Origin of the sequence: Mesorhizobium sp. M0001, assembly GCF_040324255.1 — a bacterium.
Lineage (GTDB): Bacteria > Pseudomonadota > Alphaproteobacteria > Rhizobiales > Rhizobiaceae > Mesorhizobium.
On the sequence record NZ_JAMYVS010000008.1, the window covers coordinates 78008 to 97204 of the forward strand.

Genomic DNA, 19197 nt, shown 5'->3' on the forward strand with positions numbered 1-19197 from the left:
GACTCAAAACCGTTGCGGGCTGAAGGGGGCAAGATCGATCGGCGAAGTCTGCCCGAGAACAAGATCGCGGATCAAGCGGCCGGTGGCCGCCGCCTGGGTCAGGCCGAGATGGCCATGGCCGAAGGCGTAGACAATGTTGGGCGCGGTTCGCGCCGTGCCGATCACCGGCAGCGAATCCGGCAGCGACGGGCGATAGCCCATCCACTCGCGGCCACCTGACGCGTCCAGCCCCGGAAGGAATTGTCTGGCTTTTTCCAGCATGGCCTTCGAACGCGCAAAATTCGGCGGCCGGTCGAGACCGCCCAACTCGACGGCGCCGCCGACGCGCAAGCCCGTGTCGAGTGGCGTGATGACGAAGCCATGGCCGGAAAAGATCAGCATCCGCTGCACGTCGAAAGCGGTCTTCGGCAGTGTCGTGTTGTAGCCGCGCTCGGTTTCGAGCGGGATGGTGTCGCCAAGCGCCTTCGTCAGCAGATGCGACCATGCCCCGGCGGCCACGACAAGATGTCTTGCCTGCCTGGTCGTGCCGTCCGTCAGCGTCAGCGTCGCGCCATCAGGATTGGCGGCGACGCGCTCTATGCGCGCCTTTTCGAAACGCGCGCCCAGCCTTTCGGCATAGGCCCACACCCCCTTGCCGAGCAGTTTCGGATCGGCGACGGTCTTCCAGCCCGGCACGAAGGTGCCCTTGATGAAGCGCGGCGACAGTCCCGGCTGCAGCCGCGCCAGTTCGTCGCCTTCGACATGGCGAAAGCCGATGCCGAAGCGCTCGCGCGCCGCCCAGCCCGGCAGCCCGGCCTGAAATTCGGCCTCGCTTTCATAAAGCTCCAGCGAGCCGTCCTCGCGCAGCATCAGCCGCGTGCCGGAACGGTCGAGCAGGCCCATCCATTCAGCCTCGGCGAGCTTCATCATGCCTGCCTGAGCAGCAAGGCTCGCCTCATATTTTTCTGGTGCGCCAGCGCGCCAGAAGCGCAACAGCCAAGGCAACAGCTTCGGCAAGTAGGCCGGCGGGATGCTGAGTGGCCCGAGCGGATCGGCAAGCCATTTCGGCAAGTGCCGCATCATGCCCTTATGCGCCAGCGGCAGCACGTCGGAGAAGGCGAAGGCGGCGGCATTGCCGGAGCTCGTCTCCTCGCAGATGCCGGTGCGGTCGAAGACCGTGACGCTGCGCCCGGCCTCGGCCAGCATGGCCGCCGCGCAGATGCCGACAATGCCGCCACCGACAATGGCGATATCTACCCCTTCTCCCCGTTCACGGGGGTGAGGAGTGGTCCGCGAAGCGGTGGAAAAGCCGACTGCTTGGCTTTCCGAACGACGAACGCCCGGAGCGCCAGCGAAGGGCTGCGGGGCCCGAAGGGCGGATGAGGGGCGGCGGCCCTCCTCTGTGTCCCTGGAATTTCCTTGCACGTCGGCGCTGCCCCTCATCTGGCTGCCGCCATCTTCTCCCCGTGCACGTGCACGGGGAGAAGAAAGCCTTCAGAACTGCGGCAGCTTCGGCCGTACCGCCAGCGCGTCCTTGACGATCTTCTCGACCGCTTTGCGGCGCTCGCCCGACAGCGGCTGGCGCGGCATGCGCACGCGGTCATTTGTGTCGATCGCGAGCACTTCGGCAAGCTTGATGTTTTGGACCAGATAGGTCGAGACATCGAGATCGAGCAGCGGCCGGAACCAGCGGTAGATCGAAAGCGCCTCCTCGCGGCGGCCCTGCTTCATCAGCTGGTAGATGGCGACGGTCTCGCGCGGGAAGGCGACGACCAGACCCGCCACCCAGCCGATGGCGCCCACCGACAGCGCCTCGAAGGCGAGATTGTCGACGCCGGTGAACAAATCGTAGCGGTCGCCGAAGCGGTTGATGATCTCTGTCGAGCGGCGGATGTCGTCGGAGGACTCCTTGATGGCGACGAAGCGCTTGTCGGCGGCCAGTTCCTCCATCTGGTCGACGGTGACGTCGACGCGGTAGGCGAGGCGGTTGGAGTAGATCATCACCGGCAGGTCGCCGGCCTGAGCGACGGCGCGCAAGGCGGCGACCGTCTCTTCCGGGTTGGTGTGATAGATCGGGCTCGGTACCACCATCAGCCCGTTGGCGCCTTCCCGGCTCGCGCGCTTTGCGATGTTCGCCGCCTCGCGGGTGCCTGCCTCGTTGACGGTCAGCAGAACCGGCTTGCTGCCGGCAACTTTCTGCGCCGTCTTCAGCACCTCGATCTTCTCGTCATGCGACAGCATCGGGCCTTCGCCGAGCGAGCCACAGACGATGATGCCGTCGCAACCGGCATCCATCTGCAACGCAAAGCAGCGCTCCATCTCGGCATGATCGAGGCGGTCGTCTTCGGTGAATTTGGTCGTGACGGCGGGGAAAACTCCGGTCCACATGATCGTCTCTCCATCTGATATATCAGCCGTATATCTGTTGGAAAACCGGCTGTCAATGCGGAATTCGTTATGATATATGTGAGATATATCAGGAGCCCACCTTTGATATCCAGTGAGACAGCATACCCCGAGCCGGCCGCCGCCAAGGCCTACCATGTACTCGAGCATATGATCGTGACGTTGGAACTGGCGCCGGCGAGCTTTGTCACCGAAGGCGCCCTCATCGAGAAGCTGGCGCTAGGACGCACGCCGGTGCGCGAAGCGATCCAGCGCCTCGCCTGGGAAGGACTGCTGGATGTCAGGCCACGCGCCGGCATCGCCATTGCCCCGCTTCATCCCGGCGACTGGCTGCGCGTGCTGGATGCCAGGCGCGGCGTCGAGGTGGTGCTGGCGCGCTCGGCCGCCCGCTTCGTCACCCGTGAGGCCGCCGACCTGTTTCATGAGGCAGCCCTTGCCATGCAGAAGGCCGTCATCTCGGGCAATGTGCTGGCCTTCATCCAGGCCGACAAGGCGCTCGACGAGGCCTTGGCGATGGCCGCCGACAACCCGTTTGCGGCCCGTCTGGCCGCGCCCCTGCAGACCCACAGCCGCCGCTTCTGGTTCCGCTACAGGGCCGACACAGGACTGGCCGAATCGGCTGAGCACCACGTCGCGCTAATCCGCTCGATCCTGGCTGGTGACGAAGAGGCTGCCGCCAAGGACGCCAAACGCCTTATGGCACTGCTGCGCGGCCATGCCGAAGTGGCCGCCACACGCTGAACTCCGTCTCTGCTCCAGACTTCCGACCGGTCTTTATCAGGTGCCCGGCAAGACTGCGGCCATGGTCGCCCCGTCCCAGCCTTCGCCAGCCGTGATGATGCAGCTTTGGCCGTGTGTGTCGGTGGCCAGGATGGTCCAGGTGCCCTGGTCGGAGACGAATATCTCAAGCACCACATTCGGGTTCACCAGGCCACGAGCGGCTTGGTTTTCGTGGAACTTCTCGCCGAGCGCCTTGACCAAGTCGGTCCGCGCCGCGCATTGATCGGCTTTGGCCTCGGCGATGCCGGACATCGCGAACACCGCAAAGAATATCGCCGCCACAAGACGTCGTGTCATCTGACACCTCCTTGCGCCAGACGAGAACCCCGGCTGCAACCGGCGCTATTTTGATGGCCTGCACACGGCAGGAATGCAATTTAAGGCAGATGACAGGCTCTTGGTTCCATCGCTTGAACGTGATCGCCAATGTCGGTTTCGTACAAAGAACGGCCCGGGACGTTGAACCCGGGCCTTCTTGCCGATCTTCGAAATCGTCCGGTCAGTTCATCGTCGGGATGACGAACTCGGCACCGTCCTTGACGCCGGAGGGCCAGCGCGAGGTCACCGTCTTGGTCTTGGTGTAGAAGCGGAACGCGTCCGGACCATGCTGGTTGAGGTCGCCGAAGGACGACGCCTTCCAGCCGCCGAACGTGTAGTAAGCGATCGGAACTGGGATCGGCACGTTGATGCCGACCATGCCGACCTGGACGCGCGAAGCAAAATCACGAGCAGCATCCCCGTCACGGGTGAAGATGGCCACGCCATTGCCCATCTCATGATCGTTGGCGAGCTTGATGGCGCTCTCATAGGTCGGCGCACGCACCACCGACAGCACCGGACCAAAGATCTCTTCCTTGTAGATGCGCATGTCAGCGGTCACATTGTCGAACAGGCAGCCGCCCATATAGTAGCCATCCTCGTAGCCCTGCATGGAGAAGCCGCGGCCATCGACGACCAGCTTGGCGCCTTCCTTGACGCCGGTGTCGACATAACCCTTGACGCGTTCCAATGCCTGCGCCGTCACCAGCGGGCCGAAATCGGCGGACGAATCCGTCGACGGGCCGACCTTGAGGCTTTCGACACGCGGGATCAGCTTTTCCATCAGCCGGTTGGCGGTGTCGTTGCCGACGGGAACGGCAACCGAGATCGCCATGCAGCGCTCGCCGGCCGAGCCGTAGCCCGCGCCGATCAGCGCGTCGACGGTCTGGTCCATGTCGGCATCGGGCATGATGATCATGTGGTTCTTGGCGCCGCCGAAGCACTGCACGCGTTTTCCCGCGGCCGTGCCGCGCGAGTAGATGTAATGCGCGATCGGCGTCGAGCCGACAAAGCCGATAGCCTTGATATCAGGATCGTCGAGGATGGCGTCGACGACATCCTTGTCGCCATTGACGACGTTGAGAACGCCAGCCGGCAGGCCAGCCTCGAGGAACAGTTCGGCGATGCGCATCGGCACGCCAGGGTCACGCTCGGAAGGCTTCAGGATAAAGGCGTTGCCGCAGGCCAGCGCCGGGGCAATCTTCCACAACGGGATCATCGCCGGGAAATTGAACGGGGTGATGCCGGCAACGACGCCAAGCGGCTGGCGCATCGAATAGACATCGATGCCGGGGCCGGCGCCGTCGGTGAACTCGCCCTTCATCATGTGAGGCGCACCGATGCAGACTTCGACCACTTCGAGGCCGCGCTGGATGTCGCCCTTGGCGTCGGCGATGGTCTTGCCGTGCTCGCGCGCCAGGAGATCGGCCAGTTCGTCATAGTCGCGGGCAACCAGTTCAAGAAACTTCATCAGCACGCGCACACGCCGCTGCGGGTTGGTCGCAGCCCATTTGATCTGTGCTTCCTTGGCGTTCAGCACAGCCGCACGCAGTTCCGCCGGCGAAGCCAGCGCCACCGTGCCGCGCACCGAGCCGTCCATGGGCTGCATGACGTCCTGCTTGCGCCCGCTGGTCCCGGCGACATGCTTGCCGCCGATGAAATGACCGTATTCGATCATGGTTTCTCTCCCTGAGTTTGTGATGAAGCATTCAACGCCTTTGCAGGCGCGAAGGCAACGCGAGGGGAAACGCAACCGTTGTGCAAGAAATAGACAACGAAGGACGAGTGTGCATTAATTGCCGCAAATTACAGATTGCTGAAAGGCCCGAAGGTTGCGCTCCGTCACACCCCCCTCTGTCCTGCCGGACATCTCCCCCGCAAGGGGGGAGATCAGATGTGGCCGCCGCCTTCGCAAATCTTCAACGCAGCAAAAGAGACGCAGGTGGCGGAGCTGCCAATCTCCCTCCTTGCGGGGGAGATGGCCGGCAGGCCAGAGGGGGGTGGGCGGGAACGCCGCGTTCGCCGCTAGCCCGGACCACCCCCATGAACTGGGATGACGTCCGCATCTTCCTCGCCGTGGCCCGCGCCGGGCAGATCCTTGGCGCCGCCAAGCGGCTGGAACTCAATCACGCCACCGTCTCGCGCCGCATCGCAGCGCTTGAGGATGCGTTACGGACAAAACTGTTTCGCCGGCTTACCACCGGCAGCGAGCTGACGCCGGCCGGCCAGCGCTTTCTCGACATTGCCGAGCGCATGGAAGCCGACATGATCGCCGCGCGCTCCGCCGTGTCGGGCGAAGGCGACGATATCTCAGGCACCGTGCGCATCGGCGCGCCCGACGGGTTTGGCGTCGCATTCCTCGCCACGCGTCTTGGCGCGCTGACCGCGCTGCACCGCGAACTCACCATCCAACTGGTGCCGGTGCCGCGCTCCTTCTCGCTGTCGCGGCGCGAGGCCGACATCGCCATCACCGTCGAGCGGCCGAGCGAAGGCAGGCTGGTGGCGGGAAAGCTGGTCGACTACACACTCGGCCTGTTTGCCTCGCGCGCCTATGCGCAGGCGCACGGCTTACCCGAAACCGCTGCCGAACTCGGCCAGCATACGCTGATCGGCTATGTCCCAGACCTGATCGTCAGCCCGTCGCTCGACTATGCGGCAGAGTTCAGCCCGGACTGGCGCACCAGCTTCGCCATCTCCTCAGCGCTGGGCCAGGCCGAAGCGGTGCGGTCGGGCGCTGGCATCGGCATCTTGCACACCTTTGTCGCCCGCTCGATGCCGGAGCTGATCCCCGTCGACATCGTGACGCCGATCCGCCGCGCCTACTGGCTGGTCTATCATGAATCGGTCCGGCCGCTGCGCCGCGTGCAGATCGTCGCCAACTTCATCACCAAGGCGGTCGAGAGAGAGCGCGGGCTGTTTGTCTGATGGCCGCGCCGCCTTGGCTTCGCCACAAAATCGGCCAGTGTGGCAACAAGCGCGATGTCGCCTATCATTAGGGATTGGCTGCGCCGGGTGGGACACTTTTTTGCAAAGCTGGTGCGGATCAAAATGCGAGCGGTGCTCGCCATCTTGCCGCTTGTCGCGCTTTCCGCCTGCGCCAATCCATGGACCGCAGTTCCGGAAGCCGAACTGCCCAAGCCGGTCCGCATCGCAATGGCCCGCCCGTCGCCTTTCGTCTTCGGCAATTACTGCGGTCCCGGCACCCGCACCGGCGACCTCTCGGCTCGCCCTGTCAATCGCCTCGACAGCGCCTGCCAAATCCATGACGCCTGCTACATCGCGCGCCATAATCATTGCGACTGCGACGGCGCGCTCGTCGCCTCGGCAAAGGCGATCCGTGATGACAAGACAGCGCCGAAAAAGGTGCGCGGCGAGGCCGAGCTTTTGATCGCCACTTTCGCACTTCCCGTCTGCAAGGTCTTTCCGCAAGGCTTTATGCCGCCGCGCGACCCGGCTGAGCTGAAGACGATGAACGGGGCCACGGGATGAACCGCGCCATCTGCCTGGCTCTGGCCGGGCTGGGGCTGGCGGCCCTTGTCGGTTGCGCCGCCCCGATCCGGCACAGCTGCGATTTCTTCCGCGATGCGAAGGATTGCGGCCGGCCGTCGGTATCGGCCGGCACGCCCGGACCGCAGACTGCAGCAGCAGCGTTTTTCGGCGATGCCGGTGCCAGCGACTATGAAAGGCAGTTCCTGGCGCTGCTCGCCCACAACCAGATCGGCGCCATCGACAGGGCGAACGGCACCGGTCCGTTCGGCCATGACCGCCACGCCATCGCCAACCGCGATTTCCAGGCCACCTACCGGACGCTGGAACGGCTGGCGAAACCGGTCACCGCCGAACAGATGCCGGCAGAGGGCAAGCCCGGCGAAGGCCATTTTGACGGCCGCTGGCGGGTGTCGCGGCAGACGCTCTATGTCGACGCCGCCGCGCGGCCCTCCGCGCCAAAGACGTTCAGCTTTTCCGGCCTGCAGGCGCGCTCGATCGAGATCGTGATGCGCCAGGCGGGAAAGCAGCCGGTTGAGATATCTGGCGCCTGCGACGGGGCGCTGGCGATTCGCGCCGGCGGTGGCTCGCGCAGCGTGGCGAGCGGTGCCGCCTTCCGCCTCCGCCTGTCGGCCGGGCAAACCGCCAGCCTGTTCCCCAGCGATGGTTTGAACCGTTGCAGCCTCAAGCTCAGCTCCAGTCTGGCGCCGGCAGGCGCCCCGCTCACCATCCTGCGCGAAGAGGTTGCCTATCCGGCGATAGCCGCGCTCGACAGCCGCTACGAGCGTTGTCCAGTGCCCGATCCATCCCGCCTGGATAAGCTTGCCAGCGTCTTTTACGCCGGCCGCTGGCTGTCGCAGAGCTGTTCGCTGCCGCTCGGGTCACCGCGCCTGTTACGCAAGTCGCGCGACGGCTTTAACGCCAAGGTCGAAGCGCTGCTCGGCGCGCCTTTACCCGACAGCGCCTTCGACAAGGCCGACCCCGAACTGCCGCTCGATTTCTCGCGCGCGCCGAAACTCAAGCTGGTCTATCTGTCGTCGCTGGAGTTCAAGGCCGATTTTTCCGGCCGCGTCATCGAGCGGCTGATCCGCCATCACGCAGGCCTCGGCACCAAAGTGCGCATCATGGTCACAGACGTGCTGGAGCGCGACAAGGACGATGCCCTGCTGCACCGGCTGGCGGCCGATTATCCCAATGTCGAGTTGCAGGAATATCGTTGGCGGGCCGACCACGGCGCGCCGGTCGACGAGCAACTGTCACAGCTGCACAAGACCCATCACGTCAAGATGCTGGCGACACTTGCCGAGGATCCCGCCCGCTCGCGCGTCATCATCGGCGGCCGCAACATTCATGACGGCTTCCTGTTCCACAAGCCGATCGACTTGTCGCGCCACCCGAACCTGGAGCAATACGGCAAGACCGACGGCCTCTCGCTCAACTACTATTCGAACTGGAGCGATTTCGACATCGAGTTTGCCGACCCGGCCACGGTCGAGACGCTGGCCGCGCATCTCTCGACATTGTGGCTGCGCGACGCCGACACCAACATCGCAAGGCCCTTCTCCATTCCGGTGCGCTCCGACAGCCGGCGCCCGCCGGGCACGGTGCGCCATTTCATTTCCGTGCCCTACGAGGACAACCATGCGCTCGAGACCTATTTCGTCGAGCTGATCGACACTGCCCGGCACCATATCGAGATCGTCAATCCCTACCTTAATCTGACGCCGAAGCTCAGCCTGGCCATCGAGCGGGCGCTGGCGCGCGGCGTCAGGATCGACATTGTCGGCCGCATCGACCTCAAGGGCGATATTGGCGGCAAGCTGCTGACCGCGCTCAACAAGCTGTTCGTCGAGAAATATGGCGACCGCATTAACATCCGCGAATTCAAGGCGCCCGATGTCGTGCTGCACTCCAAGATCATGATGATCGACGAAAGGCTGGTGACGATCTCGTCGGTCAATCTCAACAACCGCAGTTTCTTCCACGATCTGGAGAACGGCATGACGGTGCTCGACCCTGCCTTCTACGCCAGGATGCAGCCGGTCTATGACGACTATGTCGCCCATTCGAACCCGGTATCGACCAAGGTGACGATACCGTGGGCCTACCGATGGCTGTTCTCGAAGGGTTGGGTGAAGGAGGCGTTTTGAGGGGCTGGCGAGGCTGAAGGAATGCCGTTCTGTAGCGATCCTTTACACCCCTCTGTCCGGTAGGACAGAGGGGGTGCTGGCCCGCCAGCTTTAAAAAGCACCCCTACCTCAAATACCGCTCCGGCCCCAGCTCCCGCACATCGATATCAGGCACCTTGCTGGAGATGATGTCGGACAGCACCTTGGCCGAGCCGCAGGCCATGGTCCAGCCAAGCGTGCCGTGCCCGGTGTTGAGATAGAGGTTGGAGAACTCGGTGCGGCCGACCAGCGGCGGCCCGTCCGGCGTCATCGGCCGCAGCCCGCACCAGAAGGACGCCGCCTTGAGGTCGCCGCCATCCGGGAACAGATCGCCGACCGAATGTTCGAGGGTGCGCCGGCGCGATTCATGCAGCCTGAGATCGAAGCCGGAAATCTCCGCCGTGCCGCCGACGCGGATGCGGTCGCCGAGCCTGGTGATCGCCACCTTGTAGGTTTCGTCCATTACCGTCGACACCGGGGCGGCGACCGCGTCCTTGATCGGAACGGTGATCGAATAGCCCTTGACCGGATAGACCGGGATCGGGCGCCTGAGCAGGCGCATGAAGCGCGCCGAATAGCTGCCCAGCGCCAGCACATAAGCGTCGGCCGCGCGCGAGCGCTGGTCGGTGCCGACGCTGACGATGCGATTGCGGTTCTTGGAGAAGCGCCGGATCTGCGTGCCGTACTCGAACGTGACGCCGCGCGCCACGCAGAGCTCGGCCAGCCGATCGGTGAACATCTTGCAGTCGCCAGTTTCGTCGCCGGGCAATCTCAGCCCGCCGACAAACTTTTCCCGCACGCCGGCCAGCGCCGGCTCGGCCCCAATGCAGCCTTCGGGATCGAGCAACTCGTAGGGAACGCCATATTTCTTCAGCACCTCGACATCGCCGCCGGTGCCGTCGAGCTGCTTTTGCGTGCGAAACAGCTGCAGCGTGCCCTTGGTCCGCTCATCATAAGCGATGCCGGTCGCCTCGCGCAGCGCCTTCAGCGTGTCGCGGCTGTATTCGGCGAGCGGCACCATGCGCGCCTTGTTGATGGCGTAGCGATCCGCGGTGCAATTGCGCAGCATCTTGATGAGCCATGTCCACATATACGGATCGAAGGCCGGCCGCACCACCAGCGGGCCGTGCTTCATCAACAGCCACTTGATTGCCTTCAGCGGAATGCCGGGGCCGGCCCAGGGCGAAGCATAGCCCGGCGAGATCTCGCCGGCATTGGCGAAGCTGGTTTCCAGCGCCGGCCCTTTCTGGCGGTCGAACACCGTCACCTCGTGGCCGGCCTCAGCGAGATAATAGGCAGTGGTGACCCCGATAACGCCGCCGCCCAACACGAAGATCTTCATCGCATCACTCTCCACGACGACTTCCGTCAGAGGGCCGCCGCCTCCTGTCTGCCGGATTCTGCGGCGTCCGCCAAGGGGAGGCGTGTCGCGGCTCTATTCGTTGATATAGCGGCGGTGGAAGCGGGGGCCGAGACTGGTCAGGATTTCATAACCGATCGTGCCGGCATGACCGGCGGCGTCATCGACGCTCTGCGAGGGGCCTAGGAGTTCGACAAGGTCGCCCTCGCGCAGCCGGCCGGCCGGCAGGGCCGAGATGTCGAGTATGATCGAATCCATCGACACCCGCCCGACAAAGGGCAGTCGCACGCCGTCGAGCCAGGCAGCCGAAGCCGCGCGCCGGTGCCAGCCATCGGCATAGCCGAGCGAGATCGTGGCCGCGCGCAAGGGACCGCTGGCCAGAAACGCATGTCCGTAGCCGACGCCCGCGCCCTTATCGATGCCGCGTGTCTGGATGATCTTTGCCTCGAGCCGCACCACCGGCAGCATCGGGTTCGCCTCATCAGGCGTCGGATTGATGCCGTAGAGCGCAGCGCCCGGACGCGCGAGGTCGTACTGATAGCGCGGCCCAAGAAAGATGCCGGAGGAATTGTCCAGCGACGCCGGCGCCTTGGGCAGCATTTTGCGCAGCCGTTCGAACTCCCTGAGTTGCGCGTCATTGGCCGCATTGGTCGGTTCGTCCGCACGGGCCAGATGGCTCATGACGAGAACGACATCGACGCCGGCGAAAGCATCGGCCGTAAGCGCCTCGACCTCTGCCGGCGCCATGCCCAGCCGCGACATGCCGCTGTCGACCTGGATGGCGGCCTTGAGCTTGCGGCCGGCCTTCTGGCCGGCTTTGCTCCACGCCTTCAATTGTCCGCCACTGTTGATGACGGGAACAAGGTCGGCAGCCACCGCTTCGGGTTCCGAGCCCGGCGGCAGCCCGTTCAGCACATGGATTTCCAGCTTCGGTCCGAGTGCGTCGCGCAGCGCGACACCCTCGGTGAGATGCGCGACAAAGAAGCTGTCGCAGCCTTCGGCAACCAGTGCCGCCGCCACTTGCCGCGCGCCGAGCCCGTAACCGTCGGCCTTGACGACGCCGGCGCAACGCACGCCGCCGAGCTTTGCCTTGAGCCGCCGGTAATTCTCTCGGATAGCGCCGAGATCGATGGTGAGAATGGCGCCGGCCGCCGCTTCGCTGATCGTATCTTTGGCTTTATGCATCGCAGACCCGCTGAAGTCGGCGCTGCCCCTCATTGTCCTGCCGGATATTTCTCCCCGGCCCTATACGGGGAGTTGAGGAGCGGTCGGCGTAAAGCGGACGAAAAGCCAACTGCTTGGCTTTTCGAGTGACGAAAGCCGGCAGGCGGGTGAGGGGCAGCCCAGACGCTGCGCTAAGAGGCCATTGCCCGGCGTCGTTCATATGGGTCTCGTGGCTGCGGGTGTCCCGATCAATAAAGCACGAATCAGGTGCCGTGCGAACCGTCACATCCAGCTAGGCAAGATGACGGAACGCCGCCACCACATCCTCATAGACCTTGCGTTTGAACGGCACTATCAGATCGGGCAGGTCCTGCATCGGCCGCCATGCCCATTCATCGAATTCGGCGGTGTGGCCGCCCGGCGGCGGATTGATCTGGATCTCTCTGGTCTCGCCGTGAAAGCGGTAGGCGAACCATTTCTGCGTCTGGCCGCGATAGCGGCCCTTGAGGGCGATGCCGACCAGATCGGGCGGCAGGTCGTAGTTGATCCAATGCGGCGCCTCGGCCAGCAGCGTGACCGAGCGCATGCCGGTCTCTTCATAGAGCTCGCGCCCGGCCGCCTGCAGCGGCTCCTCGCCCTCGTCGATGCCGCCTTGCGGCATCTGCCAGAGCTGCGTGGTCCCGGCAAATTCGCTGTCCGGTTCGGCGATGCGGTGCCCAACCCAGACCAGCCCGTCGCCATTGAGGATCATCAGCCCGACACAGGGGCGGTATGGCAGCGTCTCGGGATCGATCTTTTTAGCCATCGGAGTTTAAAGCCGTTCTGAGATTCGCTCCGGCGAGGCAGTGGCGAATGATTTCGAGAACCGGAGCGGAGCGTACTCAAAGTAGGCTTGCCCCGGAAGCGGAAAACGTGGGTTCGTTCCAGTCACTGCCACCCGGCCCCGTTGCCGCCGTTGCGGTCGAATGGCAGAGTAATTCCATGAAAAATATTCAAATCATCGACGGCGCCTTGAACGCAACCTTCAGCGTGTTCGAGGCAACAGAGGAGGAGTACGCCGCCATCTTCCCGGATGGAAGAGACATGGAACTGGCCGAAGATTTATTTGAGCGGCTTGGTGAAGACGAGGCAGGTCGCGTGCTGGCGCCGCTTTGGGGTCGTCCCATCCTGAAACGCGATGTGCTCGGAATCCACGGCACCCTGTTCTACAACAACGAATATCGGCGGAGACACATCCCGCAATCAAAGCGCGAGGTCGACTGGGATGATGGTTCAATCAATCAGGCCCAGAGAGAGCTCTTTTCTCGGCATCGTTGAAAATCGCCACAAGCGCCGGTCAGCCCTTTTCCGGGTCGATGGCCACCGCCGAGATCGGCACGATCTCGATGCCGCGCTTTTTCGCTTCGACCGCCCAGAACGCCACGGTGTCGACGGTGAGGTCGAAAGCCGAGCCGATGCCGACGGCGGAGCCTTTCGCACGCGCGGTCGCTTCCAGCGCGTCGAGCTTTTTCAGGATGGCGCCGCGGTCCTGCACGGCGTCGATTGCCGTATCGCCGGCGACGAACGGCACACCGTCCTTCAAGGCGAGATCGGACGCCAAGCTCCGTGCGGACGAGCCGTCATCGATATAGGCAAGGCCGCGCTTGCCAAGCTCGGCCATGAACGGCCCCATCGCTGTCGCGTCGGCCGAAAAGCGCGCCCCCATATAGTTCATGACGCCGGTATAGTTGGTGGTCCGCGACAGCGCCCAGCGCAGATTCTTCAGATTGTCGTCCTGGCTTGCCGCCACTGTCAGCGTGTTGCGGCCGGGATTGACATTGGGATAGTCGAACGGTTCGAGCGGCACCTGCATGACCACCTCATGCCCGCTCTGCCGTGCCGCCTGCATCCACCGGCCAATGCTGTTGCCTTGCGGCGCAAAAGCCAGCGTCACTTCGGCCGGCAGCTTGGCGATCGCCGCCTGCGTGCCGGTCTGCGACACGGCAAGCCCGCCGATGACGATTGCCACGCGAGCGCCGCGCGAACCCGACCACGGCCGCGCATAGACATCGAACGGCCGCCGGCCGTCAGCGGCGCGAACCGGGAGTGGGCCGGTGTCGCTGGCCTCGATCAGCGCCCTGTCGGGGACATGCGCGATCTTCAGGTTCTGGCCGATCGTCGACGGGTCGTGGATGACAATGGCTGCATTGGGCGGGCCGTCACCCTCCTGGGTTTGCACATGGATGATCTGCGGACCGCTGGCCTTGGGCGTTTCCGCCTTCGGCGCTGCCGCCGTCGCTTGAGCAGTGGGCGCTGCGGCCGCGGGCTCGGCCGCCGCCGTCACCTTTGGCGTCGAGACCGCGATTGCTTCCGGTTTGCGGAACGGCTTCTCGCGCAGCGCGATCGCGCCGGAGATGCCGACCGCGGCCAGCACGACCAGCGTCGCCGCGACGGCGCCAGCGCTGATCCCGCGCGACGCAGCACGCGGTCGGACGGTCTGTCCGAGCGGGCGTTCGATGTCCTTGCCGACGTCAGCCAAGCCGCATCCCCGGGCGCGTGATCAGCGAAATCTTTTCGCCATGCGCAGATCCAAAACTGAAGGCGCGTCCCCTGCGCCTTTTGAGGCGCAGCGCCCAGCTGCCCCCGAATCAAACTGCCGGAACCTCACGGTCCCGGCAGCATTGCATCGCTTCGATTGGGCAGCCAGAGCTACCAGTCGATTTTACTGGTTGAGCACTGCCTTTTCCGGATTCGGCGGGAATGCCGGATCGGTCTTCTGGCCGCGCAGCAGCTGTTCGGCATAGATCAGCTGCAGATCGTCCTTCGGATCCGGCGGCACATAGGCAGCCGAGCCCGAGCCGGTATCGCTCTCGTCGGCGCCCTTGATATGGCCCTTGAGGTCCGATTCGCCGCGCGTCAGGTCCCTGCCCTGCAGTTCGGGCGGCAGCGGCTGGTCGACCTTGATATCGGGTGTGATACCCTTGCCCTGGATCGACTTGCCGGACGGCGTGTAATAGAGCGCCGTCGTCAGGCGCAGCGCGCCGTTCTCGCCAAGCGGGATGATGGTCTGCACCGAGCCCTTGCCGAACGACTGCGTGCCGACCACTGTGGCGCGGCGCAGGTCCTGCAGCGCGCCGGCGACGATCTCGGAGGCGCTGGCCGAACCGCCATTGACGAGCACGATCAGCGGCTTGGCGCCGATGTCGTCGCCTGCCTTGGCGTCGAAGCGTGTGACGTCCTTCGGGTCGCGGCCGCGGGTCGAGACGATCTCGCCACGGTCGAGGAAGGCGTCGGACACGCTCACCGCCTGGTCGAGCAGGCCGCCCGGGTTGAGGCGCAGATCGAGCACATAGCCCTTGAGCTTGTCGTTCGGCACCTGCTTCTTGATGGTGTCGATGGCATTCTCGAGGTCGTCATAGGTCTTTTCGGTGAAGGAGGTGATCTTCATGTAGCCGATGTCGTTCTCGACCCGGAACTTGACCGCCTTGACCTTGATGATATCGCGCACCACCGTCAGCTCGATCGGCTTGTCGGCGCCTTGGCGCAGGATGGTCAGCTTGATCGGCGTGTTGACCAGGCCGCGCATCTTTTCGACTGCATCGTTGAGCGTCAGGCCGCGAACCTCTTGGCCGTCGATCTTGGCGATATAGTCGCCGGCCAGCACGCCTGCCTTGGCAGCCGGGGTGTCGTCGATCGGCGTGATCACCTTGACCAGGTCGTTCTCCATGGTGACCTCGATGCCGAGGCCGCCGAACTCACCCTTGGTCTGCACGCGCATGTCCTGCGCCTGCTCGGCGTTCATGTAGGAGGAGTGCGGGTCGAGCGAGGTGAGCATGCCGTTGATGGCGTTTTCGACCAGCGACTTGTCGTCCGGCGGCGTCACATACTGCGCCCGCACGCGCTCGAAGATGTCGCCGAAGATCGCCAGTTGCTTGTAGGTCTCGGAGCCTGCAGCGTTCGCCGTCGAGCCGGGCGCGCCATAGACCAGGCTCATCGCTGACGCGCCCATCAGCGCACCGGCAATAAGAAGCGACAGTTTCCGCATCATTTCACGTCCTTCCAGAGAAGCGGTCCGCCCACCATGGGGTCGGATCGACGGGTTTTCCATCCTTGCGGAACTCGACGTAGAGTTCCGGCGTGGCATTTCCATTCTTCGAGGCCGAGGTGCTTGCCACCCGGGCCTCTCCCATCGCGCCGACCGGCTCTCCTGCGAGCACCGACTGGCCAGACGCGACGCTGATTCTGCTCATCCCCGCCAGGACGACATGATAGCCGTCTCCCGCATTGAGGATCAAGAGTTGACCATAGGAGCGAAAAGGCCCCGCATAAAGCACATTTCCGTCCGCCGGTGCCGTGACGATGGCTCCCGATTGTGTCGCAACCATGTCGCCAAGCATCACCGCGCCGTTACCGTCATCGGCCCCGAAACGCAGCTTGATCTTGCCGGTGACCGGCAGCGAGACTTGTCCCTGAAGTGCCGAAAACGGCGCAGCGGCGGTGAGGCGGTTGCCTTCCGGCACGGGCAGCGAAGCCAGCTCCGTCGACGCGGTTGTGCCTGCATCGGCGTTATCGGCGTCCGGCTTATCGCTGTCGGCCGCTTTCTGTTCGCCTGCCTTGACGGCATCCGCCGCCTTGCGGCTCTTGTCGGCTTCAAGCGAAGCGATCAGCTCTTTCAGGCTGCCGGCCTTGGCCGCAAGCGCCTGGGACCGCTGCTTTTCAGCGGCCATCGCCGTCCAGGTGTCCGCCTCGAGCTTCTGCTTGGCTTCGAGCAGCATGGAGAGGCGTTTCTTTTCCGCCGTCTGCTCGCCGACCGCCGCCGTCAGCCGCGTCCGCTCGGCCTCGATCGAGGCCGTCACCCGGGTCTGTTCCCTGAGGTCGGCCAGCAATTTGTCGGTCTGCTGGCGCAGTTCCGGCACCACTGCGCCGAGCAGGATGGCGCTGCGCACCGACGACAGCGCGTCTTCCGGCTTGACCAGGATCGCCGGCGGCGGATTGAGCCCCATGCGCTGCAGCGCGCCCAGCACCTCGGCCAGCACGTCGCGCCGCGCCGCCAGCGAGACACGGATCTTCTGTTCCTCGCCCTTCAGTCCTTCGAGCCTGGCGCCGATATCCTCGATGTCCTGGCCGAGCTTCTGCTCGGTCATCGCCGACTGGATAAGCGCCGCGGTGATCGAGGCATGGTCCTTCTTGACCGAAGCAATGTCGGCGGCGAGCTTGGCCAGCCGTTCGGACGACAGCGTGATCTCGGCCGACACCTTCTCATATTCGGCACGGCTCAGATCGGGGTCGGGCGCCACGTCCAGCGTATTTTCGGCCCGCGCAAGCCCGAGCGACAGCAAAACCACCGCTGCAGCGATGCCGCAGCGCGCGTGCCGGAAGCCCGTTCGTGATTTCCCGTTGTCAGCCATTGAAGCCCGACTCTATGCGTGGCTTCGTTAACGAACCATCAACCATGATCGAACCGAAGCCTAGCACAAAACAGCCGCGCATTGGGGCGGAAATCCGGACGATTGACCCTCGACCCACTGATTTACGAACGGTGGTAGGGATGTCCCGAAAGAATCGTTGCCGCCCGATAGAGCTGCTCGCCCAGCATGACGCGCACCAGTTGGTGCGGCCAGGTCGCCGCGCCGAACGAGACTATCAGCTCAGCCTGATCGCGAATCGACTGGTCGTGCCCGTCGGCGCCGCCAATGCCGATGACCAACGCCTTGCGTCCGCCATCGCGCAGCTGGCCGATACGGCTGGCGAAATCGTCTGAGGACAGGTTTTTGCCGCGTTCGTCGAGCAGGAACAGCGCCGTGCCCGGCTGCAGCTGTGCCTGCAGCTTCTGGCCTTCCTCGCGGCGGCGCTCATTGGCGTTCTGGGCTCGTCCCTCGGCGATCTCGGCGACACCAGAGAATTCGAACCCGATCGCCGGGCCGCTCTTGGCGAAACGCTCGAAATAGCGGTCGGCGAGTTCTCTCTCGGGGCCGGCCTTCATCCGGCCCACGGCATGAACTGCTATCTTCATCCCTGCCTCGGCGAGCTTTCAATCCATGTCGCACCCCGGATGGTTACGACATGAGACGGAGCTCAGTGCAAGGTCTCTTCCTCAAGGTCCGGCGCCTGCCACATCTTTTCAAGATTGTAGAATTCGCGGACTTCTGGGCGGAAGACATGGACGATGATGTCGCCTGAATCGATCAGGACCCAGTCGGCGCCGGACAGCCCCTCGACGCGCGCCGTGCCGAGACCGGCATCCTTGAGCGCCTTGAGCAGGTGGTCGGCGACAGCCGAGACATGACGGTGCGACCGGCCCGACGCGATGACCATATAGTCGCCGAGGCTCGATTTCCGCTGAATGTCGATTGAGACAATATTTTCGGCCTTGGAGTCTTCCAGACTGGCAAGGACTGTCTTGATGGCACGGGACACGGCGTCATCTACGCTGATCCTGGCCGGCGAAGGCATGACGTCAGCCTTCTTCCGCAATGCTGTTCTCAGTGTATTTCCTTTCGCAGCAAGAACAACCAAATCACCCACGAAATCAGGTGACACCCTATAGATAGGCAGAGTTCCCTTGCAGTTTCAAGACGGGAGGCCCTGCCACCGCGAACGCAGTGCACGACTTCCGGTTCCGGAGCCTTGAGAAAAATCGGAACCCATGGCCGCGGCAGGGGTTATCGACACACCCCCCAAACGGATTTTCCTGATGCCAATCGACCCCCAGAACACGCTGCTCACCGTGCAGGCTGGCCTTGCGCAACTCAGCACACTGATCGTTTCCTATTCCTTCTCCGCCATCGGCGCCATCATCCTGCTGGTCGTCGGCTATCTCGTCGCCGGGCTCGCAGAACGATCGATCTCAGCCGGCCTCGGCCATATCCATGGTTTCGACGCGACGCTGCGCCATTTCTTCTCGAAGATCGTGCGCTACGCCATCCTGATCCTGGTGGTCATCATGGTGCTCGGCCAGTTCGGCGTTCAGACGGCCTCGATCATCGCCGCCATCGGCGCCATCGGGCTGGCAATCGGCCTGGCGCTGCAAGGCACGCTGCAGAACATCGCCGCAGGCATCATGCTTCTGGCGCTCAGGCCATTCCGCATCGGCGAATATGTCGAGGTCGGCGCCATTTCCGGCACCGTCGAGGAAATCGGCCTGTTCGCCACCAAGCTCCGCACGACAGACGGCGTCTATGTGCTGGCGCCCAATTCGACGCTGTGGAACCAGCCGGTGCGCAATTTTACTCGCAACGGTGTGCGCCGCGGAGACATCACGCTGAGCATCGGCTCCTGGAACGACATCGACCTGGCGCAGAAAACCATGCTGGGCGTTGCCGGCGGCGAGCGCCGCGTCAAGCGAGAGCCGGCGCCGATCGCCTTCGTCGCCACGGTGGGCGATGCCAGCGTCGCCATCACCTTGCGCTACTGGACCACGGCGGCGGATTTCTTCGCCACCCAGATCGATCTCACCAAACGCGTCAAGCAGGCGTTCGACGCCGAAGCCATTTCGGTTCCCGCACCTCCGCCGGAGGCTCGACAGGAAACTGCCGCTACCAGGCAGTAGGAGCTGTG

The 19197-nt window shown here is 64.1% G+C and carries 18 protein-coding genes; 6 read left to right on the forward strand and 12 right to left on the reverse strand.

All coding sequences use genetic code 11. From position 1 onward, the window contains the following. Nucleotides 1-3: 3 nt before the first annotated feature. Both NKK50_RS21850 and NKK50_RS21855 read right to left on the reverse strand, forming a co-directional pair. Nucleotides 4-1422 carry an NAD(P)/FAD-dependent oxidoreductase gene (locus tag NKK50_RS21850; RefSeq protein WP_352543844.1) on the reverse strand — a complete coding sequence of 473 codons (1419 nt, stop codon included), beginning with the start codon at nucleotides 1420-1422 and terminating at the stop codon, nucleotides 4-6. 51 nt (nucleotides 1423-1473) lie between these two features. Further along, entirely contained in the window at nucleotides 1474-2367 is an 894-nt protein-coding gene (locus tag NKK50_RS21855) for a dihydrodipicolinate synthase family protein (RefSeq protein ID WP_352543845.1), read from the reverse strand. A 69-nt stretch (nucleotides 2368-2436) separates the two neighbouring features. Between NKK50_RS21855 and NKK50_RS21860 the strand changes: the two genes are divergently transcribed. After that, a complete protein-coding gene (locus tag NKK50_RS21860) occupies nucleotides 2437-3126 on the forward strand; it encodes a GntR family transcriptional regulator (protein ID WP_050589759.1) in 690 nt (229 codons plus the stop codon). Nucleotides 3127-3162: 36 nt separating this feature from the next. On the opposite strand, the gene NKK50_RS21865 is transcribed toward NKK50_RS21860, so the two are convergent. Continuing rightward, nucleotides 3163-3462: a hypothetical protein gene (locus NKK50_RS21865; RefSeq protein WP_023684132.1), complete on the reverse strand. Its 300-nt coding sequence runs from the start codon at nucleotides 3460-3462 to the stop codon at nucleotides 3163-3165. Between the two features lie 202 nt (nucleotides 3463-3664). Continuing rightward, nucleotides 3665-5161, reverse strand: coding sequence for a CoA-acylating methylmalonate-semialdehyde dehydrogenase (locus NKK50_RS21870; RefSeq protein WP_023684131.1), 1497 nt, complete (start codon nucleotides 5159-5161; stop codon nucleotides 3665-3667). Between the two features lie 365 nt (nucleotides 5162-5526). On the opposite strand from NKK50_RS21870, the gene NKK50_RS21875 reads away from it, so the two are divergent. From NKK50_RS21875 to NKK50_RS21885, 3 genes are all read left to right on the forward strand, one after another. Continuing rightward, a complete protein-coding gene (locus NKK50_RS21875; protein ID WP_023693153.1) occupies nucleotides 5527-6408 on the forward strand; it encodes a LysR family transcriptional regulator in 882 nt (293 codons plus the stop codon). 123 nt (nucleotides 6409-6531) lie between these two features. Then, entirely contained in the window at nucleotides 6532-6972 is a 441-nt protein-coding gene (locus NKK50_RS21880) for a phospholipase A2 family protein (RefSeq protein ID WP_023693154.1), read from the forward strand. After that, on the forward strand, nucleotides 6969-9119 hold the full coding sequence (locus tag NKK50_RS21885) for a phospholipase D-like domain-containing protein (protein ID WP_352543846.1): 2151 nt from the start codon (nucleotides 6969-6971) through the stop codon (nucleotides 9117-9119). The genes NKK50_RS21880 and NKK50_RS21885 overlap by 4 nt, the downstream gene beginning before the upstream one ends. A gap of 103 nt (nucleotides 9120-9222) precedes the next feature. On the opposite strand, the gene NKK50_RS21890 is transcribed toward NKK50_RS21885, so the two are convergent. From NKK50_RS21890 to NKK50_RS21900, 3 genes are all read right to left on the reverse strand, one after another. Then, a complete protein-coding gene (locus NKK50_RS21890; protein ID WP_023668705.1) occupies nucleotides 9223-10479 on the reverse strand; it encodes a D-amino acid dehydrogenase in 1257 nt (418 codons plus the stop codon). Nucleotides 10480-10572: 93 nt separating this feature from the next. Next, entirely contained in the window at nucleotides 10573-11682 is a 1110-nt protein-coding gene (alr, locus tag NKK50_RS21895) for an alanine racemase (protein ID WP_031197166.1), read from the reverse strand. 271 nt (nucleotides 11683-11953) lie between these two features. Beyond that, nucleotides 11954-12466 carry an RNA pyrophosphohydrolase gene (locus NKK50_RS21900; protein ID WP_023693158.1) on the reverse strand — a complete coding sequence of 171 codons (513 nt, stop codon included), beginning with the start codon at nucleotides 12464-12466 and terminating at the stop codon, nucleotides 11954-11956. Nucleotides 12467-12513: 47 nt separating this feature from the next. On the opposite strand from NKK50_RS21900, the gene NKK50_RS21905 reads away from it, so the two are divergent. Further along, entirely contained in the window at nucleotides 12514-12978 is a 465-nt protein-coding gene (locus NKK50_RS21905) for a DUF8220 family protein (protein ID WP_245261401.1), read from the forward strand. A 19-nt stretch (nucleotides 12979-12997) separates the two neighbouring features. Here NKK50_RS21905 and NKK50_RS21910 read toward each other — a convergent pair whose 3' ends face one another. The 5 genes from NKK50_RS21910 to rsfS all read right to left on the reverse strand — a co-directional run bounded on the left by NKK50_RS21910 (nucleotide 12998) and on the right by rsfS (nucleotide 18093). After that, nucleotides 12998-14179, reverse strand: coding sequence for a divergent polysaccharide deacetylase family protein (locus NKK50_RS21910; protein ID WP_023815252.1), 1182 nt, complete (start codon nucleotides 14177-14179; stop codon nucleotides 12998-13000). A 183-nt stretch (nucleotides 14180-14362) separates the two neighbouring features. Further along, nucleotides 14363-15688 carry a S41 family peptidase gene (locus tag NKK50_RS21915; protein WP_023668701.1) on the reverse strand — a complete coding sequence of 442 codons (1326 nt, stop codon included), beginning with the start codon at nucleotides 15686-15688 and terminating at the stop codon, nucleotides 14363-14365. A gap of 1 nt (nucleotide 15689) precedes the next feature. Further along, the gene (locus NKK50_RS21920) at nucleotides 15690-17048 is read right to left on the reverse strand and encodes a murein hydrolase activator EnvC family protein (RefSeq protein WP_023668700.1); all 1359 of its coding nucleotides are present in this window, start codon (nucleotides 17046-17048) and stop codon (nucleotides 15690-15692) included. A gap of 122 nt (nucleotides 17049-17170) precedes the next feature. After that, entirely contained in the window at nucleotides 17171-17653 is a 483-nt protein-coding gene (rlmH, locus tag NKK50_RS21925; protein ID WP_023834623.1) for a 23S rRNA (pseudouridine(1915)-N(3))-methyltransferase RlmH, read from the reverse strand. Between the two features lie 62 nt (nucleotides 17654-17715). Beyond that, entirely contained in the window at nucleotides 17716-18093 is a 378-nt protein-coding gene (rsfS, locus tag NKK50_RS21930) for a ribosome silencing factor (protein ID WP_023668698.1), read from the reverse strand. Between the two features lie 241 nt (nucleotides 18094-18334). Here rsfS and NKK50_RS21935 point away from each other — a divergent pair, with 241 nt between their 5' ends. Next, nucleotides 18335-19189, forward strand: coding sequence for a mechanosensitive ion channel family protein (locus NKK50_RS21935; protein WP_023736854.1), 855 nt, complete (start codon nucleotides 18335-18337; stop codon nucleotides 19187-19189). Nucleotides 19190-19197 lie beyond the last annotated feature (8 nt).

Excerpts from the sequence above, each read along its gene's own strand:
- NKK50_RS21850 (WP_352543844.1), bottom strand. The coding sequence starts at position 1,422 with ATGAGGGGCAGCGCCGACGTGCAAGGAAATTCCAGGGACACAGAGGAG.
- NKK50_RS21855 (WP_352543845.1), bottom strand. The coding sequence starts at position 2,367 with ATGTGGACCGGAGTTTTCCCCGCCGTCACGACCAAATTCACCGAAGAC.
- NKK50_RS21860 (WP_050589759.1), top strand. The coding sequence starts at position 2,437 with ATGATATATGTGAGATATATCAGGAGCCCACCTTTGATATCCAGTGAG.
- NKK50_RS21865 (WP_023684132.1), bottom strand. The coding sequence starts at position 3,462 with ATGACACGACGTCTTGTGGCGGCGATATTCTTTGCGGTGTTCGCGATG.
- NKK50_RS21870 (WP_023684131.1), bottom strand. The coding sequence starts at position 5,161 with ATGATCGAATACGGTCATTTCATCGGCGGCAAGCATGTCGCCGGGACC.
- NKK50_RS21875 (WP_023693153.1), top strand. The coding sequence starts at position 5,527 with ATGAACTGGGATGACGTCCGCATCTTCCTCGCCGTGGCCCGCGCCGGG.
- NKK50_RS21880 (WP_023693154.1), top strand. The coding sequence starts at position 6,532 with ATGCGAGCGGTGCTCGCCATCTTGCCGCTTGTCGCGCTTTCCGCCTGC.
- NKK50_RS21885 (WP_352543846.1), top strand. The coding sequence starts at position 6,969 with ATGAACCGCGCCATCTGCCTGGCTCTGGCCGGGCTGGGGCTGGCGGCC.
- NKK50_RS21890 (WP_023668705.1), bottom strand. The coding sequence starts at position 10,479 with ATGAAGATCTTCGTGTTGGGCGGCGGCGTTATCGGGGTCACCACTGCC.
- alr (WP_031197166.1), bottom strand. The coding sequence starts at position 11,682 with ATGCATAAAGCCAAAGATACGATCAGCGAAGCGGCGGCCGGCGCCATT.
- NKK50_RS21900 (WP_023693158.1), bottom strand. The coding sequence starts at position 12,466 with ATGGCTAAAAAGATCGATCCCGAGACGCTGCCATACCGCCCCTGTGTC.
- NKK50_RS21905 (WP_245261401.1), top strand. The coding sequence starts at position 12,514 with ATGATTTCGAGAACCGGAGCGGAGCGTACTCAAAGTAGGCTTGCCCCG.
- NKK50_RS21915 (WP_023668701.1), bottom strand. The coding sequence starts at position 15,688 with ATGATGCGGAAACTGTCGCTTCTTATTGCCGGTGCGCTGATGGGCGCG.
- NKK50_RS21920 (WP_023668700.1), bottom strand. The coding sequence starts at position 17,048 with ATGGCTGACAACGGGAAATCACGAACGGGCTTCCGGCACGCGCGCTGC.
- rlmH (WP_023834623.1), bottom strand. The coding sequence starts at position 17,653 with ATGAAGATAGCAGTTCATGCCGTGGGCCGGATGAAGGCCGGCCCCGAG.
- rsfS (WP_023668698.1), bottom strand. The coding sequence starts at position 18,093 with ATGCCTTCGCCGGCCAGGATCAGCGTAGATGACGCCGTGTCCCGTGCC.
- NKK50_RS21935 (WP_023736854.1), top strand. The coding sequence starts at position 18,335 with ATGCCAATCGACCCCCAGAACACGCTGCTCACCGTGCAGGCTGGCCTT.